We start from the raw sequence: 23,584 nt of genomic DNA, 5'->3' as shown, positions 1-23,584 counted from the left end.
AGCGTTGCCGCACGCGAGGACGATGTGCAACCGTGTGCAGCCATGGCGGAGCAACCAGTCGGCGTGGCGGTCATCGGCGCGGGTGTGATGGGGACGGCGCACGCCGGGGCGGTGGCGGCCGATCCGCGGGCCCGGCTCGTCGGCGTGGCGAGCGTTCCGGTGGACGCGGCGCGGGCGCTCGCGGCCCGACACCGCGCGCCGGTGGCCACCGACGACTACACGCGACTCCTCACCCGCGAGGACGTCGCCCTCGTCATCGTCGCCACCCCCGACCACCTGCACACGGAGATAGCCGTCGCCGCGGCTGAGGCGGGCAAGGCACTGCTGGTCGAGAAGCCGCTCGCCACCAACCTCGCCGACGCCGACCGGGTGATCGCCGCGGTCGAGCGGGCGGGTGTCACGGCGATGACGTCGTTCAACCACCGGTGGATCCCGAGCTACGCCGAGGCGAAGGCGCACATCGCGGCGGGCGCGATCGGCCGCCCACGCCTGGCCTACGCCCGCAAGAACGACCGCATCCACGTGCCGACGCAGATGCTCACCTGGGCGGAGCGGACGACCCCGGCGTGGTTCCTGTCCAGCCACGACATCGACCTGGTGTGCTGGTTCCTCGGCGACGACACCGCTGTCGAGACCTTCGCGACCGGGGTGCGCGGCGTGCTCGACGCGCAGGGCATCCAGACGCCGGACGCCATCCAGGCGCAGGTCCGCTTCGCCTCCGGCGCGGTAGCGACGTTCGAGTCGTGCTGGATCTATCCCGACACCTACCCGACCATGACCGACTCCTTCATCGAGGTCGTCGGCGAACACGGAGTGGTGCACCTCGATCGCAAGGACGACCAACTCGAGATAGCCACCCCGACGGAGTTCCGCTACCCCCGGACCTCGATCATGCCGGTTCTGCACGGTGTGCAGGCCGGCGCGCTGGCCCTCGCGGTCGGCCACGTGGTCGGATGCGTGGTCGACGACACCGAACCGTTGGTGCCGCTCGCGCACAGCCGGCACGTCACGGCGATCCTGGACGCCATCCACCGGTCCCTCGACAGTGGTGGATCGGTCGCGGTCTGAGGACCACGACGACCTACGCTTCGCACGTCATGAGCAGAGTCCCAGCCCAGGCGCCGGGTGGTGCGCCCACGATCCGCGAGGTCGCGGAGGCCGCCCGCGTCTCCCGCGCGACCGTGTCCCGGGCGTTCAGCCGCCCGGACCTGCTGCGGCCGGAGACCGTCGCGCACGTCCGCGCGGTCGCCACCCGGTTGGGCTACACACCGAACATCGTCGCCCGGGGGCTGTCGACGGGCCGCTACGCCACCATCGCCCTGGTGGTCCCAGACATCGCCAACCCGTTCTTCCCGCCACTGGTACGAGGTGCGCAGCGGGCCGCCGACGCGGCCGGTTACGGCGTCTTCCTGGGTGACTCCGACGAGGACGCCGAACGCGAGGACTCACTGCTCGCGAGGTTCACCGGACAGGTCGAGGGCATCGTGTTGGCGTCGTCCCGGCTGGACGCGGCGCGCGTCCGCAGGCACGCGGAGCGACGGCCGGTCGTTCTCGTCAACCGCGATCTCGAGGGCATCCCACGCGTCCTCATCGACCCGACGGGTGGGATCAACGCCGCCGTCGACCACCTCGCCGACCTCGGGCACCGCCGGATCGCCTACGTCAGTGGGCCGCATCCTTCCTGGGCGCACCAGCAGCGCCGGCGGGCGTTGCGCCGGGCGGTCGCGGCTCGCCAGGGTCTGGAGTTGGTGACCGTCGCGGCCCGCAGGCCGACCTACGACAGCGGCGTCGCCTGCGTACCCGCCCTTCTCGCCACTGGAGTGAGTGCCGCGGTCGGCTTCGACGACGTGCTCGCGCAGGGACTGCTCGCGGGCCTCGCCGCCGCCGGGATCCCCGTGCCGACGCACTTCAGCGTGGTCGGCTGCGACGACGGCGTGGCCGCCACCACGGCGCCGCCGCTCACCACGGTGTCCGCGCAGACCGGGGAAGCTGGTCGCGCGGCCGTCGAACTCCTGCTGGGCGTGCTCGGGAACGCGGACGTGCGCGACGCGCGCTACGTGCTGGACACGCACCTCGTGATCCGGTCCAGCACCGGTGCGGTCAGCGCGAGCCGGGGCGGGTGAGGTCGGGCGGAAGCTCCTTGGCGGCGGCCCGGTCGAGCAGCCACAGGATCCGCTGCTGTCCGCGGACGCCGGTGGCCGGGATCTGCACCGGTCCGGCACCGCCGAGGGCCAGGCGTACGGCCCCGGCCTTCTCCTCACCGGAGACCAGGAACCACACCTCGCGGGCGGCGTTGAGGGCCGGGAACGTCAGCGACAGCCGGGTCGGCGGCGGCTTCGGCGACCCGTGCACGGCGACCACCTGGCGCTGGTCCTCATGGACCCCGGGGTGCTCGGGGAACATCGAGGCGACGTGACCGTCCGGGCCCACGCCGAGCATCAGGACGTCGAACCGCGGAACCGGGCCGTGATCCTCGGTGCGCACGGCGGCGGCGAGCTCCTCGGCGTACCTGTTGGCCGCGGCCTCGGCGTCCTTGCCGTCGGGACCGTCCGTGGCGCCCATCGGATGCACTCGCGCCGGGTCGACCGGTACGTGGTCGAGCAGGGCGGCCCGGGCACTGGTCTCGTTGCGCTCGGGATCGCCGGAGGGCAGGAACCGCTCGTCGCCCCACCACACCGACAGCTGCCGCCAGTCAATGGCGTCGCGGGCAGGGGACTCGGCCAGGGCCGCGAGGACGCCGGTGCCGATGCCGCCGCCGGTGAGGACGACGGACGCGGTGCCACGGCTGGCCTGGACGTCGACCAGCCGGGTCACCAGGCGGGCAGCCACGGCCCGCGCGAGGAGTTCCTTGTCAGCGTGGACGACGATCTCGGGCGTGCTCATCGGCCCGCCTCGGAGGAACCTGAAGCGGACTTGCGGGACGTCGCCTTCCGCGCCGACCCACCACGAGCGGTGGACTTCTGGCCAGTCGAGGAAGCCGACTTCGCCGCCTTCTTCGCCGCCTTCTTCGCCGCGGACCCGGCCGCGGTCGACAGGGTGGCTGCCGACTTCGTGGCGGTGGCCCGCGCCGCGGGCGAGGTCTTCTTCGCGGGCGTCTTCTTCGCCGCCGACTTCTTGGCCGGTGCCTTCTTCGCGGCGGACTTCTTGGCCGGCGTCTTCTTCGCCGTGTCCTTGTCGCCGGAGCCGGCCGAGTCGCGGGAGCCGGTCGAGTTGGCCGAGCGAGTCGAGTTGGTTGAGCCGGCCGAGTCGCCGGAATCGGTGGAGGCCCTGGTGGCGGTCGCGCCGTTGGCCGTGGTGGCACCCGACGCTCGCCTGGCACCGGCCTCGACCAGCTGCTCGCCGCCACCGGTCGTACGACGTAGTAGCTCGTCGACGGTTTCGGCGTAGACGTCGTCGGGGTCGAGGCGGCGCAGCTCCTCGGCCAGCAGCTCGTAGGTCTCGCGGCGCTTCAGCGCCACGTGCCGGTTGGGCTGGCCCGGAACGGAGTACTGCGCGAGCCGGCCGTCGGGGCGAGTGATCGACAGGTCGCCGCGGTCGGTGTGCAGGATCGCCGCGGTGATGCCAGGACCCCGACTGACCTTGATCTTGGTGGGGATCCCCAGCCGGCCGCCGATCCACGCGGCGAGCAGGTCGGCGCTGGCGTTGCCGCGCTCGGCCTCGACGGTCGCCGCGGAGATCGCTCCGTGCGGCTGGTCCAGGGCGGCGGCGAGCAGTGCCCGCCACGGTGTGGTCCGCGTCCAGGACAGGTCGGTGTCGCCCGGCTGGTAGCGGTGGCAGAAGCCCGACAGGGTGGCGAGCGGTCGCCGCGACGCCGCCGCGTCGGTGACCCGCCGCTGGGAAAGCTGCCCGACGGGATCCTCCGAAGGTACGTCCGGCGCCTTGTTGGGCCACCAGACGACGACGGGGGACTCCGGCAGCAGCAGCGGCATCACGACCGACTCGGCGTGCCGGGAGAGTTCGCCGTAGAGGCGGAGCAGCACGCTCTCGCCCGATCCACTCTCGCCTCCGACGCGTACCTCGGCGTCGAGACGGGCGGCGCCACGGCCGCCCCGGGGGATGACCCCGAGGATGCGCGACGGGTGTTCCTTCGCCGCCTCCATGGCCGCCTTCATGGCGTCGTAGTGGTTGCTCTCGTCGGCCACCACGATCAGCGTGAGCACCATGCCCATGGCAGGGCTACCCGCGCTGCGGCGCGCCTTGACCAGCGCCGAGGCGATCTTGCTGGCGGTGGTGTTGGACAGGTCGATGATCACGGACGCCTCCAGGCCCGACCGTCGCGGGCCAGCATCTCGTCGGCGGACGCCGGTCCCCACGTACCCGCGGGGTATTGCTCTGGCTTGTCGTGCTCGGCCCAGTAGCCGACGATCGGGTCGAGAATCCGCCAGGACAGCTCGACCTCCTCGTGCTGGGGGAACAGCGGGGAGTCACCCAGCAAGACGTCGAGGATGAGCCGCTCGTAGGCCTCCGGCGAGGACTCGGTGAACGCGCCGCCGTAGGCGAAGTCCATCGTGACGTCCCGGATCTCCATCTGGCTGCCGGGCACCTTCGAACCGAACCGCAGCGTGATCCCCTCGTCGGGCTGGATCCGCATCACCAGGGTGTTGTTGCCGAGTTCCTCCGTCGCGGTCGAGGCGAACGGGAGGTGCGGGGCCTTCTTGAAGACCACCGCCACCTCGGTCACCCGGCGAGCGAGTCGCTTGCCGGTGCGCAGGTAGATGGGTACGCCCGCCCAGCGCCTGGTGTCGATCTCGAGCTTGATCGCGGCGTAGGTCTCGGTGCGGGTGTCGGCCGGGATGCCCTCCTCCTGGAGGTAGCCCCGGACCTTCAGGCCGCCGGCCCACCCCTCGGAGTAGTGGCCGTGTGCGGTGTGCAGGTCGAGGCGGTCCGGGAGGTGGACGGCCGCGAGCACCTTCTGCTTCTCGATCCGCAGGCTCTTGGCGTCGAAGCTCACCGGCTCCTCCATGGCGGTGAGCGCCATCAGCTGGAGCAGGTGGTTCTGGATGACGTCGCGGGCCGCGCCGATCCCGTCGTAGTAGCCCGCGCGGCCACCGATGCCGACGTCCTCGGCCATGGTGATCTGCAGGTGGTCGACGTAGTTGGCGTTCCAGACCGGCTCGAACATCTGGTTGGCGAAGCGCAGCGCCAGGATGTTCTGCACCGTCTCCTTGCCGAGGTAGTGGTCGATGCGGAACACCTGCTCAGGGGAGAAGACCTCCGAGACGATGGCGTTGAGCTCCTGAGCACTCTCGAGGTTGTGGCCGAACGGCTTCTCCACCACGACGCGGCGCCAGTTTTCGGGGCTCTGGTCGGCCAGTCCGTGCTTCTTCAGCTGCCGGACGGTCGTCGGGAACAGCTTCGGCGGCACCGAGAGGTAGAACACGTGGTTGCCGTTGGTGCCGCGCTCACGGTCGAGTTCGTCGATCGTCTCGCGGAGCCGGACGAACGAAGCGTCGTCGTCGAGTTCGCCCGGGACGAAGCGGAAGCCCTCCGACAGCTGCTTCCAGACCTCCTCGCGGAACGGCGTCCGGGCGTACTCCTTGACCGCGTCGTGGACGACCTGCTCGAAGTCCTCGTTCGCCCAGTCGCGGCGGGCGAAACCCACCAGGGCGAAGCCCGGCGGGAGCAACCCACGGTTGGCGAGGTCGTAGACGGCCGGCATCAGCTTCTTACGGGCGAGGTCGCCGGTCACCCCGAAGATCACCAGGCCGCACGGGCCGGCGATGCGGGGGAGTCGGCGGTCCTGGGGATCGCGGAGAGGATTGTCCTCCGGCGGCGTGAGGGCAAGGGCCGCGGCGGCCACGCCCAACGGTTCGGTCTCGGCGGGCACACCCACGACGTTCGGTGCGCCGCCGTCCGCGACAGCGGTCCCCGCCGTGTTTTGCTCGTCGGTCATGAAGACACCTTTCCGGCCGCTTCCAGAAGCTGGGCGAGGCCGGCTTTCCGGTCGGTGAGATGAAGTCGCAGGGTGGGCAACCCCTTGTCCCGTAGAACGGCCAGGTCACCGGCGGCCTGTGCGGTGATGAGCTGGCCGAACGTGTAGGGACGGTCCGGCACGTCGAGGTCCTCGGCGATGGCACCGGTGATCTCGACGAACGCCCCGTTGGGATGGCCACCCTTGTGGTACTGCCCGGTCGAGTGGAGGAACCGAGGTCCCCACCCGAAGGTGACCTGGAAGTGCGCGCGCCCGCCCAGAGCCTCCCGGAGCGCGGCGGCCTGGCCGTCCACCTCCCGGTCGAGGTAGGCGAGCACCGCGAGGTAGCCCTGCGCGGGCACGGCCGCGGCGATCGCGGCGAGCGCGTCGCGGACCGTCGTGGCACCGCGCAACAGGTCCTCGTCGCCGTAGACCTCCACCGCACCGTCGACGTAGGCCGGTGGCGGCGCGTCGGAGGACGCCGGTGGCTGGTCGAGCAGGGCCCGCGCGGCCCGCTTGGCCTCCTCGACGTTGGGCTGGTCGAACGGGTTGATCCCGATCACTCGGCCGGCCATCGCGACGGCCGTTTCCCAGAGCTGGAACATCGCTCCCAGCGGGCCGTCGGTGATGATCTGGCCGGCCTGGGAGTGGTGCGGCGAACCGAGGGCGACGGACGTCACGTCGTCGCCCGGCCTGGCCCAGCCGGGGGTGGTGCCACCCGTTCCACCGAGATCGACCGGGAGGAGTCCCTTGCCGAGCTTGCCGGTCGACTCGGCGATCAGCTGCTCGGCCCAGGCCCCGAAACCGGTGTTGGTACTGGCGCCCTTGCCCAGGGCGACCTTGTCGTGGCCCTCGTTGTGGCCGCCGCCGAGGCACGCGGCGAGCAGCAGGGCCGGATTGCCGCTCGAGTCGAGCCGGAGCGTGGGGGTGACCGCCTCGGCCTCGTCCAGCAGGTCGGCGACGTCGACACCGGCGAGGCCTGCGGGGACGAGTCCGAACGCCGACAGGGCGCTGTAGCGGCCGCCGACGTTGGGATCGGCGAGGAAGACCTTGCGATAGCCCTCGGACTCGGCGATCTTCGCGAGCGGCGAACCCGGATCGGTGACGACCACGATCCGGCTCGGCCCGTCGACACCCGCGTCGGCGAAGGCACGAAGGTAGGCGCGGCGGTGGCTGTCGGTCTCGACCGTCGAGCCGGACTTGCTCGACACGACGAGCACGGTCCGCTCGAGACGGTCGTCGATCGCCCGGCGGATGACGGACGGATCGGTGGAGTCGAGCACCGTGAGCTCGACGCCGGCGGTGGCGGTGATCACCTCGGGTGCGAGGGAGGATCCGCCCATACCCGCCAGCACGATGTGGTCGAGCCCCTCCTGGCGCAGATCGGCGCGCAGCGCGTCGATCTCCGCCAGCAGTGGACGCGACGCACGGGGTAGGTCGACCCAGCCGAGCCGGACAGATGCCTCCGGCTCGGCCTCCGGGCCCCACAGGGTCGGGTCCTTCGCGGCGAGGGAGGACGCCACCTGGTCGTCGATGAGGCGACTGAGGACGTCGCTGTGGGGCCGTTCTACCGCGACAGAGAGGCTCTCCGTCGTCACTACTTGGCCCCCTTGAGTTCCTTGCTCACCGACTCGAGGAGTTCCTTCCAGCTGGCGGCGAACTTCTCGACGCCCTCGTCCTCGAGCACGTTCACCACGTCGTCGTAGCTGATGCCGAGGGCCTCGAGGTCGGCGATCACCTTGCGGGCCTCGTCGTAGGTGCCGCGGACCGTGTCGCCGTGGACCTCACCGTGATCGGCGAAGGCCACCAGCGTCGCCTCCGGCATGGTGTTGACGACGCCCTGCGTCACGAGTTCGGTGACGTAGATCGTGTCGGGCAGGTTGGGGTCCTTCGTGGACGTGGACGCCCACAGGGGACGCTGCGGTAGCGCACCCGCGGCCTCCAACGCCTTCCAGCGCTGGGTGCCGAACGCCTGCTCGTAGGCCTCGAAGGCCAGCCGCGCGTTGGCGATCGCGGCCTTCCCACGAAGCTCCTTGGCCTGCTCCGTGCCGATCTTGTCGAGGCGCTTGTCGACCTCGGTGTCGACCCGGCTCACGAAGAAGGACGCCACACTCGCGATCTTCGACAGGTCGTGGCCGTTGGCCTTGGCCTGCTCCAGACCGGTCATGAAGGCGTCCATCACGGCGCGGTAGCGGTCGAGGGCGAAGATCAACGTCACGTTGACACTGATGCCCGCCGCGAGCGCCGCCGTGATCGCCGGCAGACCCTCGGCCGTGGCCGGGATCTTGATGAAGAGGTTCGGCCGGTCGACGAGCCGCCACAGCGCGCGGGCCTCGGCGATCGTCTTGTCGGTCTCCCGCGCGAGGCGGGGGTCGATCTCGAGCGACACGCGGCCGTCGACACCGTTGCTGCGGTCATAGACCGGACGCAGCACGTCGGCCGCCCAGCGGATGTCGTACGTCGTGATCGCGCGTACGGCCTCCTCGAGATCGACGCCGCGGACGGCGAGATCACGCGTCTGGTCGGCGTAGTCGTCGGCGTTGCTGAGCGCCTTCGCGAAGATCGTCGGGTTGCTGGTGACCCCGACGACGTTCTTGTCCTTGATGAGTTCGGCCAGGTTGCCCGTGCTGAGTCGGCGCCGGGACACGTCGTCGATCCAGATGGCCACACCTGAGCCGGACAGTTCGGCAAGTCGGTCGTTCATCCGTTCTCCTTCCACTGCCGGTGGCGCCGGCTGCTCAACCGCGAGTCGCCGCGAGGCTCTCCCGTGCGGCCTGTGCCACCGAGTCCGCCGTAAACCCGAACTCCCGGAACAGGGTCTTGTAATCCGCGGAAGCGCCGAAATGTTCCAGGGACACGATCTTTCCCTTGTCTCCCGCGAAGCGATGCCAGGGCTGAGCGATCCCGGCCTCGACACAGACCCGCGCCCGGACGGCGGGCGGGAGCACGGTGTCGCGGTAGGCCTGGTCCTGGTCGTCGAACCACTCCACGCACGGCATCGAGACGACCCGCGCGCCGATGCCCTCGGCAGCGAGCTGTTCACGGGCGGCCACCGCGAGCTGGAGCTCGGAGCCGGTTGCGATCAGCACGACGTCGGGGAGCCCGTCGCCGGGAGCGTCGACGAGGACGTAGCCGCCCTTGCCGACCTCGCTGGCCGGCGCAAAGCCGCTGCCCTCGGAGCGGTCGAAGGTCGGGAGGTTCTGCCGGGTGAGAGCGAGCCCCTTCGGCGCGTTCGGCCGGGACAGGGCGAACTGCCACGCGGCCGCCGCCTCGTTGGCGTCGCCCGGCCGGATGACCTCCAGGCCGGGGATGGCCCGCAGCGCGGCCAGGTGTTCGACCGGCTGGTGGGTCGGCCCGTCCTCGCCGAGACCGACCGAGTCGTGGGTCCAGACGTAGATCACCGGCAGCTTCATCAGCGCGGCCAGCCGCACCGACGGGCGCATGTAGTCGCTGAAGACCAGGAACGTCGCGCCGTAGGGGCGGGTGCCGCCGTGCAGGGCGATGCCGTTAAGGATCGCGCCCATGCCGTGCTCGCGGATGCCGAAGTGGAGCACCCGGCCGTACCAGTCGCCGGGGAACTCCTTCGTGGCGTACTCGGGCGGCACGAAGGAGGGTTCGCCGTCGGGAGTCGTGTTGTTGGACTCCGCGAGGTCGGCCGAGCCTCCCCACAGCTCCGGGAGAACCGGGGCGAGGGCCGAGATGACGGCACCCGACGCCTTGCGCGTCGCGACGTCCTTGCCGGCCTCGAACGACGGAATGCGCTCGGTCCAGCCGTCGGGCAGGCGCCGCTCGCGCATCCGGTCGTGCAGCTGGGTCCGCTCGGGGTTGGCGCTGCGCCAGGCCTTGTAGGCCTTGTCCCACTCGTGGTGGAGCGCGGCGCCCCGCTCGCGGAGCTGGCGCACGTGGGCGAGCACGTCCTTCTCGACCACGAAGCTCTTCGCCGGGTCGAAGCCCAGGATCTCCTTGGTCGAGGCGACCTCGTCGGCACCGAGTGCGGAGCCGTGGGACTTGCCGGTGTTCTGGGCGTTCGGGGCGGGCCAGGCGATGATCGTCTTGAGCACGATCAGGGACGGGCGGTCGGTCTCGGCGAGCGCGGTCTGGTAGGCCGACCACAGCGCCTCGACGTCCTCGACGTAGTCCTCCGAACGGCGCCACTCCACGGTCTGGACGTGCCAGCCGTAGGCCTCGTAGCGCGCGCCGACGTCCTCGGACTTCGCGATCGTCGTGTCGTCCTCGATGGAGATCAGGTTGTCGTCGTAGAGGGCGACCAGGTTGCCGAGCTTCTGGTGCGCGGCCAGAGCGCTGGCCTCGTGGCTGATGCCCTCCTCGATGTCACCGTCGCTCACGATCGTGAAGACGCGGTGGTCGAACGGGCTCCCACCGAGTGCGGCCTCGGGGTCGAGCAGCCCGCGCTCGCGCCGGGCGGCCATGGCCATGCCCACCGCGTTGCCGATGCCCTGGCCCAACGGGCCGGTCGTCGTCTCCACGCCCGGGGTGTGCCCGTGCTCGGGGTGGCCGGGTGTGCGGCTACCCCACTGGCGGAAGTGCTTCAGGTCGTCGAGATCGAGGAGCCCGGCGTAGAAGAGCTGGATGTAGAGCGTGAGGCTGGTGTGGCCGGCGGAGAGCACGAAGCGGTCTCGTCCGGACCAGTCGGGGTCGGCAGGGTCGTAGCGCATCAGCCGCTGGAACAGCATGTAGGCCGCCGGGGCCAGACTCATCGCCGTACCGGGATGGCCGTTGCCGGTGTTCTCGACCGCGTCCATGGCGAGCGCTCGGATCGTGTCGACGGCTCGCTTGTCCAGATCGGTCCACTGCAGGGGTTCGGATGCGGGGCTGGCAGTCATACGGCTGATCGGCTCCTTGTGAGGAGTTGAGGAAGCGCCATCGCTTGCGAGCCTACTCACCCAGGTAGGGCTACGCTCGCCTGCCGTCCCCCTGCCCCGGGCCTCTTGTCACCACACTCCGCATACGCCACTCCTGCCCGGAAATGCCTTGATATGGGGTAGGTGAGGTAGGCATCCGGGGCCTGGCTCGTCGCCCGCCCGGAGGCGGTCCCGGACCAAACCCGGCGAGCCCGGCGGACTGGCACCGGGACTCGGCTCTTAGACTGGCCGCCGATCGTTTGGGCCGGACCGTCCGGCTTGGTGCTCTCCGGTTTCGAGGTGTGCGTGGCGGCTGTCGACTCCGGACCCGTCCATTCCGGGTCCGTCGAGAGGGATCTTCACCCTGGTGCACCCGCCGGCCGACCGAGCTGGCGGGATGTCGTCTCGGCCTACGTCGCCCTCACCAAGCCCCGGATCATCGAGCTGCTCCTCGTCACCACGGTGCCGGTGATGTTCCTCGCCCAGGGTGGCGTGCCCAACCTCGGCCTGGTGCTCGCCACCGTGCTGGGCGGCATCCTCGCGGCGGGGAGCGCCAACACCCTCAACTGCGTGCTCGACCGCGACATCGACGAGCGGATGCGGCGTACACGTCGGCGACCGTTGCCGAGACACGCGGTGAGTCCCCGCAACGCCGCGATGTTCGGACTCCTGCTCGGACTGGTCGCGACACTCTGGCTGGGGCTGCTCGTCAACTGGCTCTCAGCGCTGCTCGCACTGGCCGCCAACGCCTTCTACATCCTCGTCTACACGATGGTCCTGAAGCGGCGTACGGCGCAGAACATCGTGTGGGGCGGCATCGCGGGCTGTTTCCCCGTGGCGATCGGCTGGACCGCGGTCCGCGGCTCACTCGACTGGGCGCCGCTCGCCCTCGTGCTGGTGGTGTTCTTCTGGACGCCGCCGCACACCTGGACGCTCGCGATGCGTTACCGCGAGGACTACGCGGCGGCCGGCGTACCGATGCTTCCCGTGGTGGCCACCGAACGCGCGGTCGCCTGGCAGGTGGTCGCCTACTCCGGCGCGACGGTTCTCGCCTCGCTCGCACTGTGGCCGATCGCACCCACCGGGTGGTTCTACCCCGTGGCGGCAGCGGTTCTGGGCGCGCTCGTCATGGTCGAGGCGTTCGCCCTCGTCCGCCGGGTCGCGCGGGGACAGTCCGGCCCCGCACTGCGCCCGATGCGGTTCTTCCACTGGTCCAACCTCTACCTCGCGCTGCTCTTCGTCGCGGTCGCGATCGACCCGCTGCTGACCCGCTGAGGCCCGACCGCCCACTCCGGGGCGGGTTGCCGTTTCCCGCCCGTCTCCGGTCGGTTTCCCGCCCGCTCAGTACCCTGGCGAGGACACTGTCGCGCGCCGGGCGCGACGCTTCGTCTGTTGGGGGTGTAGGGCCGGCATGGCTTCGCCCAATCACATGGCTTCGCCCAATCACCTGGACTGGCCCAACTGCCTGAACGCGCGTGATGTCGGCGGGCTGCCGACCTCCGACGGTGGCGCGATCCGCCTCGGCGCGTTGATCCGCACCGACAACCACAGCAGGCTCACCCCCGAGGGGATCGCCGCGGTCGAGGCCTACGGCGTGAGCCGGATCATCGACCTGCGCCGCGACCGCGAGTGCGAGAGCCTGCCGAGCCCGTTCGCGCGTACGCCGTTGTACTGCCACGTCGCGGTCCAGAACCCCGCCGACCCCGACAACGAGACCATGACGCTGGACGAGATCTACATCACGATGCTCGACCTGCGGCCGGCGCTGTTCGCCACCGCGCTCGGGGCGATCGCCGACGCCCCTCCGGGTGGCGTCGTGGTCCACTGCGCAGGAGGCAAGGACCGGACCGGGATGGTCGTCGCGATGGCCCTGCGGATCGCGGGCGTCGAGCCGGAGACGATCGGCGCCGACTACGCCCTCACCGAGGGCCGTCTCGCCTCCGACAGTGCAGCCGTCCTCGAGGGCATCGCCGACCTCCGGATCCGCGAGATCATGCGGGGGCTGCAGCCGACCCCGCCGCGGATCATCCTGAACACCCTCGCGCACCTCGACACGAAGTACGACGGGGTGGCGGGCTATCTCGAGACCGGTGGCTTCACGGCCGCGCAGGCGAACGCGCTGCGGACTCGTCTGCGCGCCTGAGGCGCACCGCTCGGGTGGCCTCAGCGCGGTCGCCGGAGTATGGCGAACGTCACGTCGAGCTGGTCCGGAGCTGGGCTGGAGACCGCCGAACTCCCCGCCCGAGGGCTCTCGGACGGGACGTTCGGCGGACCAGCGCTCTCTGTCGTACCCGTCCGTGCACGACGGGCGGGTCGCGCCCGACGTGCGGGTCGTGCGGGTCAGCCGGCGAGGGCGGCCTCCACCTCCGCGATCTGCTGCTCGTCCAGTCGGATGCGGCCGGCCGCGGCGTTGGACTCGAGCTGGGCCACGGTCGAACTGCTCGGGATCTGCGGGCCCATGCCCGGAAGTGTGAGCAGGTAGGCGAGCGCGAGCTGGCTGACCTCCACCTCCCAGGCCTCGGCGAGCTTCAGCAGCCGGCGTACCCCGGCGAGCTTCTCCTCGGTCGCCACCGACTCCAGCCTGCCCTCGTCGTGCAGCCGGTCACCGGCACCGGCGCCGCTCGGGTCGAGGTAACGCCGGGTCAGCAGGCCTCCCGCGAGCGGGCTGTACGGCACGTAGGCGATGCCCTGCGCCGCGCAGTAGGCGAGCGTTCCGACATAGTCGTCCGGCTCGCGGTTGAGCGGGTCGAAGCGGTTCTGGACCGCCACGGGTCGGCACCGTCGCGACAGTCCGCCCTGCACCTCGAGGTAGCTCGCGAGCTGGTCCCGGGTGAAGTTCGACACCGCGAAGTAGCGGATGAGCCCTTCGCGTACGAGGTCCTCGATGGTCTCCAGGCTCTCCTCGATCGGCACGGTCGGGTCGAACCGGTGGAAGTAGAGGACGTCCACGTGGTCGAGTTGCAGCCGCGCCAGGGATGCGTGCACGGCGTCGACGATGTTGCCTCGGGACAGGCCGCTGTGGTTGGGGGTCGCGCCGTCCATGCCACCGTGCGCCTTCGTCGCGAGGACGATGTCGCGGCGCTGGTCCGGGTTGGCCCGAAGCCACCGGCCGATCAGGCGCTCGGAGTTGCCCGACCCGTTGTTGTAGCGGTTGGCGGTGTCCCAGAAGGTGACGCCGAGTTCGACCGCACGGTCGAAGATCGCGAACGCCGTGCGCTCGTCGACGCGGGCCCCGTCACCGGTGTGCGGGTAGCCGAACTTCCAGGTGCCCAGGCCGATCGCCGAGGCGCGCAACCCGGACGCGCCGACTTGGCGGTAGGGCATGCCGCGGAAGTCCTCTGCCTGGTAGGGCACGTCGTACAGGTCTGGACGAGGGGTGAGGTGGTCCATGCTGTCCTCTCGGCTCGGCGATCCGGGCGGCGGTGCGCGGGCCCGGGTACGCCGTTGATCATGCCCGCTGGCGCGGAAGGACTGAAGACGCTGTCGGGGGAGTGTCCGCGACCGGCGTTCAGCGCGCCCGCTGCCCGGCGCCTTCGGTGGTGCGGGTGCTCGGATCCTGGCAGCACTGCTGCAGCCCGGGCAGCGTGTGGTGCTCGACCGGCGTTCCACGTCGTACGGTCGCGAAGGCGATGACCCCGCCGAGCGCGCACACGACCGCGGCGATGGCCATCGCGCGGCTGAAGCCCGAGCCGAGCGGTCCGCCGCCCGCGCCGGCGACGCCCGCCACCGGTGGAAGGATCGCGACCGCGAGCAGTCCGGCCGTCCGTGCGACCGCGTTGTTGACCCCCGACGCCGCGCCGACGCGCGTCTCCGGCACCGCCGCGAGCACGGTGGACGTCAGCGGCGCGACCGTGATCGACAGGCCGAGCCCGAAGATCACCACGGACGGAAGGATGTCGGTGAGGTACGACGCTCCCGGCACGATCCGCGCCATGAGCGCGAGGCCCACCGCGGCGACCAGCGGCCCCACCGTCATCGGCAACCGGGGGCCGGTTCGCTGGGCGGCGGCGCCCATTCGTGAGGACAGGAGCAGCATCAGCACCGTGATCGGCAGGGTGGCGACACCGGCCGTGAGGGCGGAGTAACCGAGCGACTGCTGGAGTTGCAGCGCCAGCAGGAACAACGCGCCACCGAGCGCGGCGTACACCGCGAACGTCGTGAGGTTGGCCCCGGTGAACTGCCCGGACCGGAAGATGTCGAGCGGCAGCAGCGGCGTCGGGTGGCGTATCTCCACGATCGGGAACGCCACCAGGCCGGCGACGCCGATGACCGTCGCGATGATGGTCGCGACGTCCCAGCCGCTGCCGGGTACCTCGATCAGTGCGTAGGTGAGGCCCGCCAGGCCGGCGGTGATACAGAGCGCCCCGACGAGGTCCAGGTGACGTGGGGCGTCCGGGTCCCGGCTCTCCGGGACGTGTCGCACCATCACCCACACAGCGGCGAGTGCCAGCGGGACGTTGAGCAGGAACACCCACCGCCACGAGGACACCACGACCAGCCATCCACCGACGAAGGGGCCGATGGCGGAGGCGACGCCGGTCAGCCCGGCCCACATCCCGACGGCCCGGCCGCGGTCCTCCGACCGGATGGTCGCGTCGATCAGCGCGAGACTCCCGGGTACGAGCAGCGCGCCACCGACGCCCTGGACCACGCGCGCGATGATCAGCGTTCCCCCGTTGGGCGCGAGGCCACAGGCGACGGACGCGAGCGTGAACACCACAAGGCCGATCGTGAAGATCCGCCGACGGCCGTACCGGTCACCGAGGACACCGCCGAGCAACAGCAGGGCACTCAAGGTGAGCAGGTAGCCGTCAAGCACCCACTGTTGGACCTGGATCCCACCGCCGAGTTCGCGATCGATGGCTGGCAAGGCGACGTTGACGACGGTGCTGTCGAGCATCGCGACACCGGATCCGAGGATGGCGGCGAAGACGACCCACCGACCCATCGAGGAGGCAAGAGGCACCTGCCGGGGCCCTGCCACCGTCGGATCGGGGCGTGCCTCACTCATCGTGACGGATCCTCCTCGGTGTGTGCAGGTCGCGGCCCGGAGCTTGAACCGTACGTCCCGGGTCGCTCGTCGCCTGGACCCGGGGGAGGCCTGTCCCGGCGTCGTGGGTAAGATCTGCGCAAGACGGCGTCCGCCGTCCCTCTTGTGGGCGAGCCGCCCGCATGGTCGCCCCTCCGAGTGTTCCGTCCCCGTCCGCGAGCCGTCCGCTCGTAGACGTCGTGCGTGACAACCGACCGGACGTCGCGGCCGAAGCCCCACGACGGAGCAAGTCTTTACATGCCCCAAAACTCCGAGGCGGAATACTCCCGCCGGGTTCGTAATGCCTCCACTGGATCCGACTCCGGATCGACTGCTGGAAGCGACTCTCGTTCCACCTCCGGCTACGGCACCAGGTCCCGTACCCCCTCTCGCGGGGCGGACGGACGGCCGAACGGCTCCCGCTGGAGCGACTCCCGCCGCGCCACCTCGCGGCACGCCGACTCCTCGCGTGGTGGAGCCCGCCCGCCGCGGCCGCGACGCGGCGGACCCGGACCCGACCGGGTTCGCTCCCACAACGTCGAGGAGTCCTTCGAGCTGGAGCTGGAGGCCGCCCTCGACGCGGCCGGCGCGGTAGAACCGGCCGACATCCCCACCAGCTTCGAGAGCACCGGCCTCCCCGAGCGCCTCGCCGAGGCGCTGCGTCGGCGCGGGATCGAACGCCCGTTCCCGATCCAGGCCCGCACCCTGCCCGACACGCTGGCCGGCCGCGACGTCCTCGGCCGCGCCCAGACGGGTTCGGGTAAGACCCTGGCCTTCGGGCTGCCCATGCTCACCCGGCTGGTCGGCGCCGACGCCACCCGCCGGCCCGGAACCCCCCGCGGCCTGGTCCTCGTACCGACCCGCGAGCTCGCCCAGCAGGTGGCCGACGTTCTGCTTCCGCTCGCGCGGCGGATCGGAGTCGAGCTCACCACGGTCTACGGCGGCGCCTCGATGCGCCGGCAGGTCCTCGCGTTGCGGGACGGTGTGGACATCGTGGTCGCGACCCCGGGGCGCCTGCTCGACCTGATCGAACAGGGCGAGTGCACTCTCGCGCAGGTCGACGTCAGCGTCCTGGACGAGGCGGACTACATGGCCGACCTGGGATTCCTTCCCGCGGTCACCCGGCTCCTCGACATGACGGCGGAGGGTGGCCAGCGGATGCTCTTCTCCGCCACCCTGGACCGCGGCGTCGCCCGACTGGTGGCGCGCTATCTCAAGGACCCGGCGTTCCACGCGGTCGCACCGGCCGCCGCGCCGGTCGAGTCCGTCGAGCACCGGGTGTTCACCCTGCGCCCCGACGACAAGGTCGCCGTGGCCGCGGAGATCGCGTCCCGGCCCGGACGGACGCTGTTCTTCGTCCGGACCAAGCACGGCGCCGACCGGCTGGTCAAGCAACTCGGCCACGCCGGTGTCGAGGCCGCTGCCATCCACGGAAACCTCAAGCAGGGCGCACGTCGTCGGGCGCTGTCCGGGTTCGCGTCGGGTTCGCCCCGCGTCCTCATCGCCACCGACGTCGCGGCCCGTGGCATCCACGTCGACGACGTGGACCTGGTCGTGCACTTCGACCCGTCGGCGGACCACAAGGACTACCTCCACCGTTCCGGACGAACGGCGCGGGCCGGTGCGACCGGGACAGTGATCTCCCTGGTCCAGCCCGACCAGCGGCGCGAGGTGGCCCGCCTACACAAGCTGGCCAAGGTCACGCCCAGCGCGTTCGAGGTGACGCCCGGCCACGAGGCGGTGCGTGACGTGGCTGTCTCCGGTACCCCGATCGTGGTGACCCGGCCGCAGGTGAGCGAAGCGCGGCGCCAGCAGGGCGCGCGCCGTTCGGACCGGGGTGGCGCTTCCAAGCGCGCCTTCCGGCCGCGGCGAGCTGACGGTGACCGTCGGCCCTCCTTCGGCGAGGGGCGTCCGGGTGACGGGCGCGGAAGCGACGGTCGTTCGGGTGAAGGGCGTCCCGCCGAGGGGCGGCGCGGCGAGAGCCGCCGCAACCGCGACCACCGTGGTGAGGGCCGAACCAGCCGCGCCTCCTGACCCACCCGTGGGCTGACCGTGGGCGAGCCCGAAGGTGGCTCGCCCCCCACGCGGTCTGCTTCACTTGAACATGTTCGTGATCATGAAGGTTCCCGGTGGCTCTGTGACCGGGAACCTTCATGATCATGGAAGCCGGCGCGCGGCAGGCGAGCGTGCCTGGCAGAGCAACTGGCGACATACAGGCCGGCTGACTTCGCCACCGCTGGTTCACACCAGCTGATTTCGCCGCCGAAGATTCGCGCGGGCTGATTTGCTAACCGCTGGTTCACGCGGGCTGTGCCTCGCGCGCGTTGCGGTGGGTCAGCCGGGTTGCCGCGCCGGTTGGGCGGGACTGCCGAACTGGTCGAGTCGACCGGCGCCTTCGACCTGCGCGTCCGCCGAATTCTCGACGTCCGTCGTACCGGCCGGTGCGGTGAGCCGGCGGGTTCCGAGCACCAGCCAGGTCGCGGCCGCGACCGTCAGGGTGGCGCCGCCGAGATGGATGCCGACGAGCACGGCGGGCAGGCCGGTGAAGTACTGCACGAACCCGACGAGGCCCTGGCCGATCTCGGTGAGAAGCAGCACCAGCGCCGCTCGTTGGGCGCGGGCGGGTGCCGAGGTCGCCCGGAACGCCACCAGTGCCCCGATGGTGAGCCCGACGAGCAGGAAAACCACGTCGGCGTGGAACTGGCTGATCGTCGCCGGATCGATGCCGTTCCGGCGCGCTGTGAGGTCACCGGCGTGTGGTCCGCTGCCCGTCACGATGGTGCCGACGTACATCACCACGAACGTCGTCGCGAGCGTGCCGATCGCGAGGCCGCGCACCGGTGCCGGGACGGTCCTCGTCGCCGGCCCACCGGTCTCACGGGTGTGGCGGGCGAAGACGACCGCCACCACGACCAGCACCGGCGACACCATGAAGTGCAGCCCTACCACCCAGGGGTCGAGGTGGCTCAGGACCGTGAGCCCACCCATCACGGCCTGCGCGGGGACGCCGAGCACCAGGATGCCCGACAGCCAGCGCAGGTCGCGCCGGTGCGGCTGGTAGCGCATGGCGGCGAGCCAGCACAGGGCCACCACGATCCCGACCACGAAGGTGAGCATCCGGTTGCCGAACTCGATGGCCCCGTTGATGCCCAGCTCCTGGTGGGCGACGAAGGACTGCTCGGTACACCGCGGCCAGGTCGGGCAGCCGAGCCCCGATCCGGTGAGCCGAACCGCCCCTCCGGTCACCACGATGGCGATGTTGGCGATCACGGCCGCGATGGCCAGGCCGCGCAGGTGGGTGAGGGTGGGACGAGGCAGCTGCACGGGCCAAGCCTAAGCAGCGGCGGACCGGTCGCCGGCAATGCCTCCGCCGGGCGCGCCGGAGACGTCCGCTTCAACGACGAATCGCCGGGTTGGCCCTGGTGTCGCGGCGTCGTCCGAACGGGCCTGGTGCGAGGTCACTCCCAGCGGAAGGTGCGCGCCGTGGCGAGGGCTCCCGCCACCGCCCAGGCGAGCAGGATCCCGATCGCCCCTGCCACCGCGCTCCAGGAGGGACCCGCCGGACCGAACGCCTGGCGCATCCCCTCGGCGAGCGCGCCCGAGGGCAGCCAGCCGATGACGGGCTGCATCGCCTCGGGGTAGGAGTGAACGGGAACGAGGGTCGCACCGCAGACCACCAGCAACAGGTAGACGAGGTTCGCGGCGGCGAGGGTGGCCTCCGCCCGGAGCGTCCCGGCCATCAACAGCCCGAGCGCGCCGAACGCGGCCGTTCCCGCGATCACCAGCACCACCACCGGGCCCACCGTCGCGACGCTCGCCTCCGGTCGCCAGCCGAGCAGCAATCCGGCGGCCACGATGAGGACCACCTGGACGGCCTCGACGAGCAGGACGGCGAGCACCTTGCCGGCCAGCAGGCCGGTGCGGGGGAGCGGAGAGACGCCGAGCCGCTTGAGGACGCCGTAGCGCCGTTCGAACGCCGTGGCGATCGCGAGACTGGTGAACGCCGTCGACATGACGGCGAGTGCCAGAACGCCCGGCGCCAGGACGTCGATCCGCCGGCCCGGCCCGAGCGCGAGGCCGGGGGCGAGGGTGCCCGCGGCGAGCAGCAGCAGCGGGATGACGAGGGCCAGGACGACCTGCTCGCCGTTGCGGAGCAGCAGTTTCGCCTCCATCAGGGCCTGGCCGAGGACCATCCGGGGCAACGGGGCGGCACCTGGGCGGGGTGTGAAGGTTCCGACCGTCATGGGCGCAGCTCCCGTCCGGTGAGTTCGAGGAAGACGTCCTCCAGGGTGTGGCGCTCGACCGCGAGGTCATCGGCGAGGACGCCGTGGGCGGCACACCAGGCGGTCACGGTCGCCAGCAGGTGCGGATCGATCTTTCCGAGGATGAGGTAGCTTCCCGGCGCGGGTTCGCGGACGCCGCTCCCGTCGGGCAGGGCCGCCAGCAGCGAGCGCAGGTCGAGGCCCATCGGGCCCCGGAACCGAAGCGTGTTGGCCGCGCCGCGCGAGGTCAGCTCGCTGGGCGAGCCGGCGGCGATCACCCGACCCCGGTCGATGACATAGACCTGGTCGGCGAGGCGCTCGGCCTCCTCCATGTGATGGGTGGTGAGGACGAGGGAGACGCCGTCGCGGCGAAGCTCCTCGACGAGTTCCCAGGTCGCCCTGCGCGCGTGCGGGTCGAGCCCGGCGGTGGGCTCGTCGAGGATCACGAGTTCGGGGCGGCCGACCAGAGCCATCGCGAGCGCGAGTCGCTGCTTCTCCCCGCCGGAGAGCCTGCGGTACGGGGTCCGGCCGCAGCCCGCGAGGTCGAGCCGCTGCACCAGCAGGTCGACGTCGAGTGGGTTTGCGTGCAGCCGGGCGACGTGGCGGAGCATCTCCACCGCGCGTGCTCCCGACCAGGCACCGCCCTCCTGCAGCATCACGCCGACGCGGGGCATGAGCGCGCGCCGGTCGCTCACGGGGTCCAGGCCGAGCACGCTGACCCGGCCCCGGGTCGGGCGGCGGTAGCCCTCGCAGGTCTCCATGGTCGTCGTCTTGCCGGCGCCGTTGGGCCCGAGCACAGCGGTCACGCTGCCCTGGGCGACCGCGAGACTGAGGCCGGCGACCGCGGTGACCGCGGCCTTCCCGCGGCCATACCGCACCACGAGATCCTCAATCTCTATGACCAGATCACCCACCCTCGCGAGTGTAGGGCGTGACCTTGCGACCACAACGCCGCGAACCCGCGGACGCGGGTGTCGGAACGCTCGTCCGCGGGCCGGCGACCGGCCCGGCGGCACGGGTGGGCAGGAGGGGAGAACGGGGTCGCGGGCCGATCGGTGCAGATTCCGGCAGGTCGCGCCTGTCGCTTTCGTGTGGCATGTCACCTTGGCGTGCGATGTCACTGAGGTCGCGTCAGGACCCTTCCGCGCAGGGTCGCTCCGCACGACTTCGGCGGGATGTGACGAAGGTCGCAGGCCGTTCGAGCCGCTCACGGCGCCGACTTAGGCAGGCCTCACTAGCAGGACCGCGTGAATAACAGCACAATGGCGTTGTGAAAAACGCTCGGTCGTCTCTCGTGGCTTCGGCCATGCCGGCGGCGCACCCCGAGCCGGTGGACACTGCGTCTGACGCCGTGACCGCGGGCCCGGACCGCGACGCCGCGCACGAGTCGACCCGTGAGCGGGTGGCCCGGGTGATCCTCGAATGTGGACCACAGACCGCCGGTGCGCTCGCCGAGCGTCTGGGCGTCACTCCGGCCGCGATCCGGCGGCACCTCGACGCCATGGTGGCCGAGGGCGTCGTCGGGTCCCGTGAGCAGCGCATCCGCGGTCCCCGCGGGCGCGGGCGCCCGGCGAAGGTGTTCGCGCTGACCGACGCCGGCCGGAGCGCGTTCCACCAGGCCTACGACGATCTCGCGGTGAGCGCGTTGCGTTACATCCGTGAGACCGGCGGGGAGGATGCCCTGGAGGCGTTCGCCCGGCGGCTCGTCGGCCGACTCGAGGAGCGCTACCGCTCGGTCGCGGCCACGTCCCCCGAGGGTGAGGGAACAAGCGCGCTGGCCGAGGCGCTGACCGAGGATGGGTACGCTGCGTCGGTCGCTCCGGCGGGGGCCGGCGAACAGTTGTGCCAGCACCACTGCCCGGTCGCTCACGTCGCCGAGCAGTTCCCGCAGCTGTGCGAGGCGGAGACGGAGGTGTTCTCCCGAATCCTCGGGCGACACGTCCAGCGCCTTGCCACGATCGCGCACGGTGACGGTGTGTGCACCACCCACGTACCCCGCTCCGAAGTCGTGGCCGCCAGCAAGGACGAGCCGCAACCAACCGACCACCCCACGACCCGAAGTGCCACATCCCGGACTGGGAGGAACTCTTCATGACCACGACCGCGCATCCCGAACTCGAGGGGCTGGGCCGGTACCAGTACGGCTGGGCGGACTCAGACAGTGCGGGCGCCACGGCGAAACGTGGCCTGTCCGAGGATGTCGTCCGCAACATCTCGGCGCTCAAGAACGAGCCCGAGTGGATGCTCGACATGCGGCTGCGGGGACTCAAGTACTTCTACCGCAAGCCGCTGCCGACCTGGGGCGCCGACCTGTCGACGATCGACTTCGACAACATCAAGTACTTCGTGCGCTCCACGGAGAAGCAGGCGACGACCTGGGACGAGCTGCCCGCGGACATCAAGAACACCTACGACAAGCTCGGCATCCCGGAGGCGGAGAAGCAGCGCCTGATCGCCGGTGTCGCGGCGCAGTACGAGTCGGAGGTCGTCTACCACAAGATCCGTGAGGACCTCGAGCAGCAGGGCGTCATCTTCGTCGACACCGACACCGGTCTGCGTGAGCACCCGGAGCTGTTCCAGGAGTACTTCGGCACGGTGATCCCGGCCGGCGACAACAAGTTCGCCGGGCTCAACACGGCGGTCTGGTCCGGAGGCTCCTTCATCTACGTTCCGCCGGGCGTGCACGTGGAGATCCCGCTGCAGGCCTACTTCCGGATCAACACCGAGAACATGGGGCAGTTCGAGCGGACGCTGATCATCGTCGACGAGGGTGCCTACGTGCACTATGTCGAGGGTTGTACGGCGCCGATCTACTCCACCGACTCGCTGCACTCCGCGGTGGTCGAGATCATCGTGAAGAAGAACGCCCGCTGCCGCTACACCACGATCCAGAACTGGTCCAACAACGTCTACAACCTCGTCACCAAGCGGGCGACCGCGGCCGAGGGCGCGACGATGGAGTGGGTCGACGGCAACCTCGGCTCGAAGATCACCATGAAGTACCCGGCGATCTACCTCATGGGTGAGCACGCCAAGGGCGAGACCCTCTCGATCGCGTTCGCCGGCGAGGGCCAGCACCAGGACGCGGGCGCCAAGATGGTGCACTGCGCGCCGCACACGTCCTCCTCGATCATCTCCAAGTCGGTCGCGCGTGGCGGTGGCCGCACCTCCTACCGCGGCCTGGTCGAGGTGCAGGACGGCGCCGACCACTCCAAGAGCACGGTGAAGTGCGACGCACTCCTCATCGACACGGTGAGCCGGTCCGACACCTACCCCTACGTCGACGTCCGCGAGGACGACGTGGAGATGGCCCACGAGGCCACGGTGTCCAAGGTCACCGACGACCAGCTCTTCTACCTCATGAGCCGTGGGCTCAACGAGGACGAGGCGATGGCGATGATCGTCCGCGGGTTCGTGGAGCCGATCGCCCGCGAGCTGCCGATGGAGTACGCACTGGAGATGAACCGGCTGATCGAGCTGCAGATGGAGGGGGCCGTCGGCTGACCCAGCGGGCCGGTGC

The 23,584-nt window shown here is 70.9% G+C and carries 18 protein-coding genes; 7 read left to right on the top strand and 11 right to left on the bottom strand.

Translation table 11 applies throughout. The annotated features are described in order from the left end of the window. Positions 1-42: 42 nt before the first annotated feature. Positions 43-1,068, top strand: coding sequence for a Gfo/Idh/MocA family protein (locus HEB94_RS38175; RefSeq protein WP_192754343.1), 1,026 nt, complete (start codon positions 43-45; stop codon positions 1,066-1,068). Between the two features lie 29 nt (positions 1,069-1,097). Then, positions 1,098-2,123, top strand: a complete 1,026-nt coding sequence (locus tag HEB94_RS38170) for a LacI family DNA-binding transcriptional regulator (RefSeq protein WP_192754342.1) — start codon at positions 1,098-1,100, stop codon at positions 2,121-2,123. On the opposite strand, the gene pgl is transcribed toward HEB94_RS38170, so the two are convergent. From pgl to tkt, 6 genes are read right to left on the bottom strand one after another with little or no spacing between them, the layout of a single operon-like run. Beyond that, on the bottom strand, positions 2,101-2,883 hold the full coding sequence (pgl, locus tag HEB94_RS38165) for a 6-phosphogluconolactonase (RefSeq protein ID WP_192754341.1): 783 nt from the start codon (positions 2,881-2,883) through the stop codon (positions 2,101-2,103). The two genes, HEB94_RS38170 and pgl, sit on opposite strands and share 23 nt — an antisense overlap. Continuing rightward, positions 2,880-4,253, bottom strand: coding sequence for a glucose-6-phosphate dehydrogenase assembly protein OpcA (locus HEB94_RS38160; RefSeq protein ID WP_192754340.1), 1,374 nt, complete (start codon positions 4,251-4,253; stop codon positions 2,880-2,882). The genes pgl and HEB94_RS38160 overlap by 4 nt, the downstream gene beginning before the upstream one ends. Further along, entirely contained in the window at positions 4,250-5,893 is a 1,644-nt protein-coding gene (gene zwf, locus HEB94_RS38155) for a glucose-6-phosphate dehydrogenase (RefSeq protein ID WP_192754339.1), read from the bottom strand. The genes HEB94_RS38160 and zwf overlap by 4 nt, the downstream gene beginning before the upstream one ends. Beyond that, a complete protein-coding gene (locus HEB94_RS38150; protein WP_192754338.1) occupies positions 5,890-7,509 on the bottom strand; it encodes a glucose-6-phosphate isomerase in 1,620 nt (539 codons plus the stop codon). Before HEB94_RS38150 ends, zwf begins: the two co-directional genes overlap by 4 nt. After that, entirely contained in the window at positions 7,509-8,615 is a 1,107-nt protein-coding gene (gene tal, locus HEB94_RS38145) for a transaldolase (protein WP_192754337.1), read from the bottom strand. Before tal ends, HEB94_RS38150 begins: the two co-directional genes overlap by 1 nt. A 34-nt stretch (positions 8,616-8,649) precedes the next feature. Next, on the bottom strand, positions 8,650-10,755 hold the full coding sequence (tkt, locus tag HEB94_RS38140; protein ID WP_192754336.1) for a transketolase: 2,106 nt from the start codon (positions 10,753-10,755) through the stop codon (positions 8,650-8,652). 318 nt (positions 10,756-11,073) lie between these two features. Here tkt and HEB94_RS38135 point away from each other — a divergent pair, with 318 nt between their 5' ends. Together HEB94_RS38135 and HEB94_RS38130 are read left to right on the top strand one after the other, a co-directional pair. Then, positions 11,074-12,048 carry a heme o synthase gene (locus tag HEB94_RS38135; protein WP_420481616.1) on the top strand — a complete coding sequence of 325 codons (975 nt, stop codon included), beginning with the start codon at positions 11,074-11,076 and terminating at the stop codon, positions 12,046-12,048. A gap of 154 nt (positions 12,049-12,202) precedes the next feature. Continuing rightward, positions 12,203-12,916, top strand: a complete 714-nt coding sequence (locus HEB94_RS38130; protein ID WP_192754334.1) for a tyrosine-protein phosphatase — start codon at positions 12,203-12,205, stop codon at positions 12,914-12,916. 197 nt (positions 12,917-13,113) lie between these two features. Here the strand turns inward: HEB94_RS38130 and HEB94_RS38125 are convergent, their stop codons facing one another. After that, complete coding sequence (locus tag HEB94_RS38125) at positions 13,114-14,163, bottom strand: aldo/keto reductase (protein ID WP_192754333.1); 1,050 nt, start codon at positions 14,161-14,163, stop codon at positions 13,114-13,116. A 118-nt stretch (positions 14,164-14,281) separates the two neighbouring features. After that, positions 14,282-15,784 carry a DHA2 family efflux MFS transporter permease subunit gene (locus tag HEB94_RS38120; protein WP_192754332.1) on the bottom strand — a complete coding sequence of 501 codons (1,503 nt, stop codon included), beginning with the start codon at positions 15,782-15,784 and terminating at the stop codon, positions 14,282-14,284. A 276-nt stretch (positions 15,785-16,060) separates the two neighbouring features. Between HEB94_RS38120 and HEB94_RS38115 the strand changes: the two genes are divergently transcribed. Continuing rightward, on the top strand, positions 16,061-17,836 hold the full coding sequence (locus HEB94_RS38115; protein WP_238361743.1) for a DEAD/DEAH box helicase: 1,776 nt from the start codon (positions 16,061-16,063) through the stop codon (positions 17,834-17,836). A 300-nt stretch (positions 17,837-18,136) separates the two neighbouring features. Here HEB94_RS38115 and HEB94_RS38110 read toward each other — a convergent pair whose 3' ends face one another. From HEB94_RS38110 to HEB94_RS38100, 3 genes are all read right to left on the bottom strand, one after another. Then, positions 18,137-19,126 carry a COX15/CtaA family protein gene (locus HEB94_RS38110; protein WP_337918204.1) on the bottom strand — a complete coding sequence of 330 codons (990 nt, stop codon included), beginning with the start codon at positions 19,124-19,126 and terminating at the stop codon, positions 18,137-18,139. Positions 19,127-19,260: 134 nt separating this feature from the next. Next, positions 19,261-20,046, bottom strand: a complete 786-nt coding sequence (locus HEB94_RS38105) for an ABC transporter permease (protein ID WP_192754331.1) — start codon at positions 20,044-20,046, stop codon at positions 19,261-19,263. Next, positions 20,043-20,978 carry an ATP-binding cassette domain-containing protein gene (locus HEB94_RS38100; protein WP_192754330.1) on the bottom strand — a complete coding sequence of 312 codons (936 nt, stop codon included), beginning with the start codon at positions 20,976-20,978 and terminating at the stop codon, positions 20,043-20,045. The genes HEB94_RS38105 and HEB94_RS38100 overlap by 4 nt, the downstream gene beginning before the upstream one ends. Positions 20,979-21,394: 416 nt before the next feature. On the opposite strand from HEB94_RS38100, the gene HEB94_RS38095 reads away from it, so the two are divergent. Next, on the top strand, positions 21,395-22,159 hold the full coding sequence (locus HEB94_RS38095; protein ID WP_337918203.1) for a helix-turn-helix transcriptional regulator: 765 nt from the start codon (positions 21,395-21,397) through the stop codon (positions 22,157-22,159). Continuing rightward, positions 22,156-23,568, top strand: a complete 1,413-nt coding sequence (gene sufB / locus HEB94_RS38090; RefSeq protein ID WP_192754328.1) for a Fe-S cluster assembly protein SufB — start codon at positions 22,156-22,158, stop codon at positions 23,566-23,568. Before HEB94_RS38095 ends, sufB begins: the two co-directional genes overlap by 4 nt. Positions 23,569-23,584 lie beyond the last annotated feature (16 nt).

Source organism: Actinopolymorpha pittospori, assembly GCF_014873875.1.
GTDB lineage: Bacteria > Actinomycetota > Actinomycetes > Propionibacteriales > Actinopolymorphaceae > Actinopolymorpha > Actinopolymorpha pittospori.
Note: the sequence above shows the minus strand (reverse complement) of the source record. Positions and strands in the feature narration are given on the sequence as shown.

Bases quoted from the DNA above. Each gene is read 5' to 3' on its own strand.
- HEB94_RS38175 (WP_192754343.1), top strand. From the start codon at position 43: ATGGCGGAGCAACCAGTCGGCGTGGCGGTCATCGGCGCGGGTGTGATG.
- HEB94_RS38170 (WP_192754342.1), top strand. From the start codon at position 1,098: ATGAGCAGAGTCCCAGCCCAGGCGCCGGGTGGTGCGCCCACGATCCGC.
- pgl (WP_192754341.1), bottom strand. From the start codon at position 2,883: ATGAGCACGCCCGAGATCGTCGTCCACGCTGACAAGGAACTCCTCGCG.
- zwf (WP_192754339.1), bottom strand. From the start codon at position 5,893: ATGACCGACGAGCAAAACACGGCGGGGACCGCTGTCGCGGACGGCGGC.
- tal (WP_192754337.1), bottom strand. From the start codon at position 8,615: ATGAACGACCGACTTGCCGAACTGTCCGGCTCAGGTGTGGCCATCTGG.
- tkt (WP_192754336.1), bottom strand. From the start codon at position 10,755: ATGACTGCCAGCCCCGCATCCGAACCCCTGCAGTGGACCGATCTGGAC.
- HEB94_RS38130 (WP_192754334.1), top strand. From the start codon at position 12,203: ATGGCTTCGCCCAATCACCTGGACTGGCCCAACTGCCTGAACGCGCGT.
- HEB94_RS38125 (WP_192754333.1), bottom strand. From the start codon at position 14,163: ATGGACCACCTCACCCCTCGTCCAGACCTGTACGACGTGCCCTACCAG.
- HEB94_RS38120 (WP_192754332.1), bottom strand. From the start codon at position 15,784: ATGAGTGAGGCACGCCCCGATCCGACGGTGGCAGGGCCCCGGCAGGTG.
- HEB94_RS38115 (WP_238361743.1), top strand. From the start codon at position 16,061: ATGCCCCAAAACTCCGAGGCGGAATACTCCCGCCGGGTTCGTAATGCC.
- HEB94_RS38105 (WP_192754331.1), bottom strand. From the start codon at position 20,046: ATGACGGTCGGAACCTTCACACCCCGCCCAGGTGCCGCCCCGTTGCCC.
- sufB (WP_192754328.1), top strand. From the start codon at position 22,156: ATGACCACGACCGCGCATCCCGAACTCGAGGGGCTGGGCCGGTACCAG.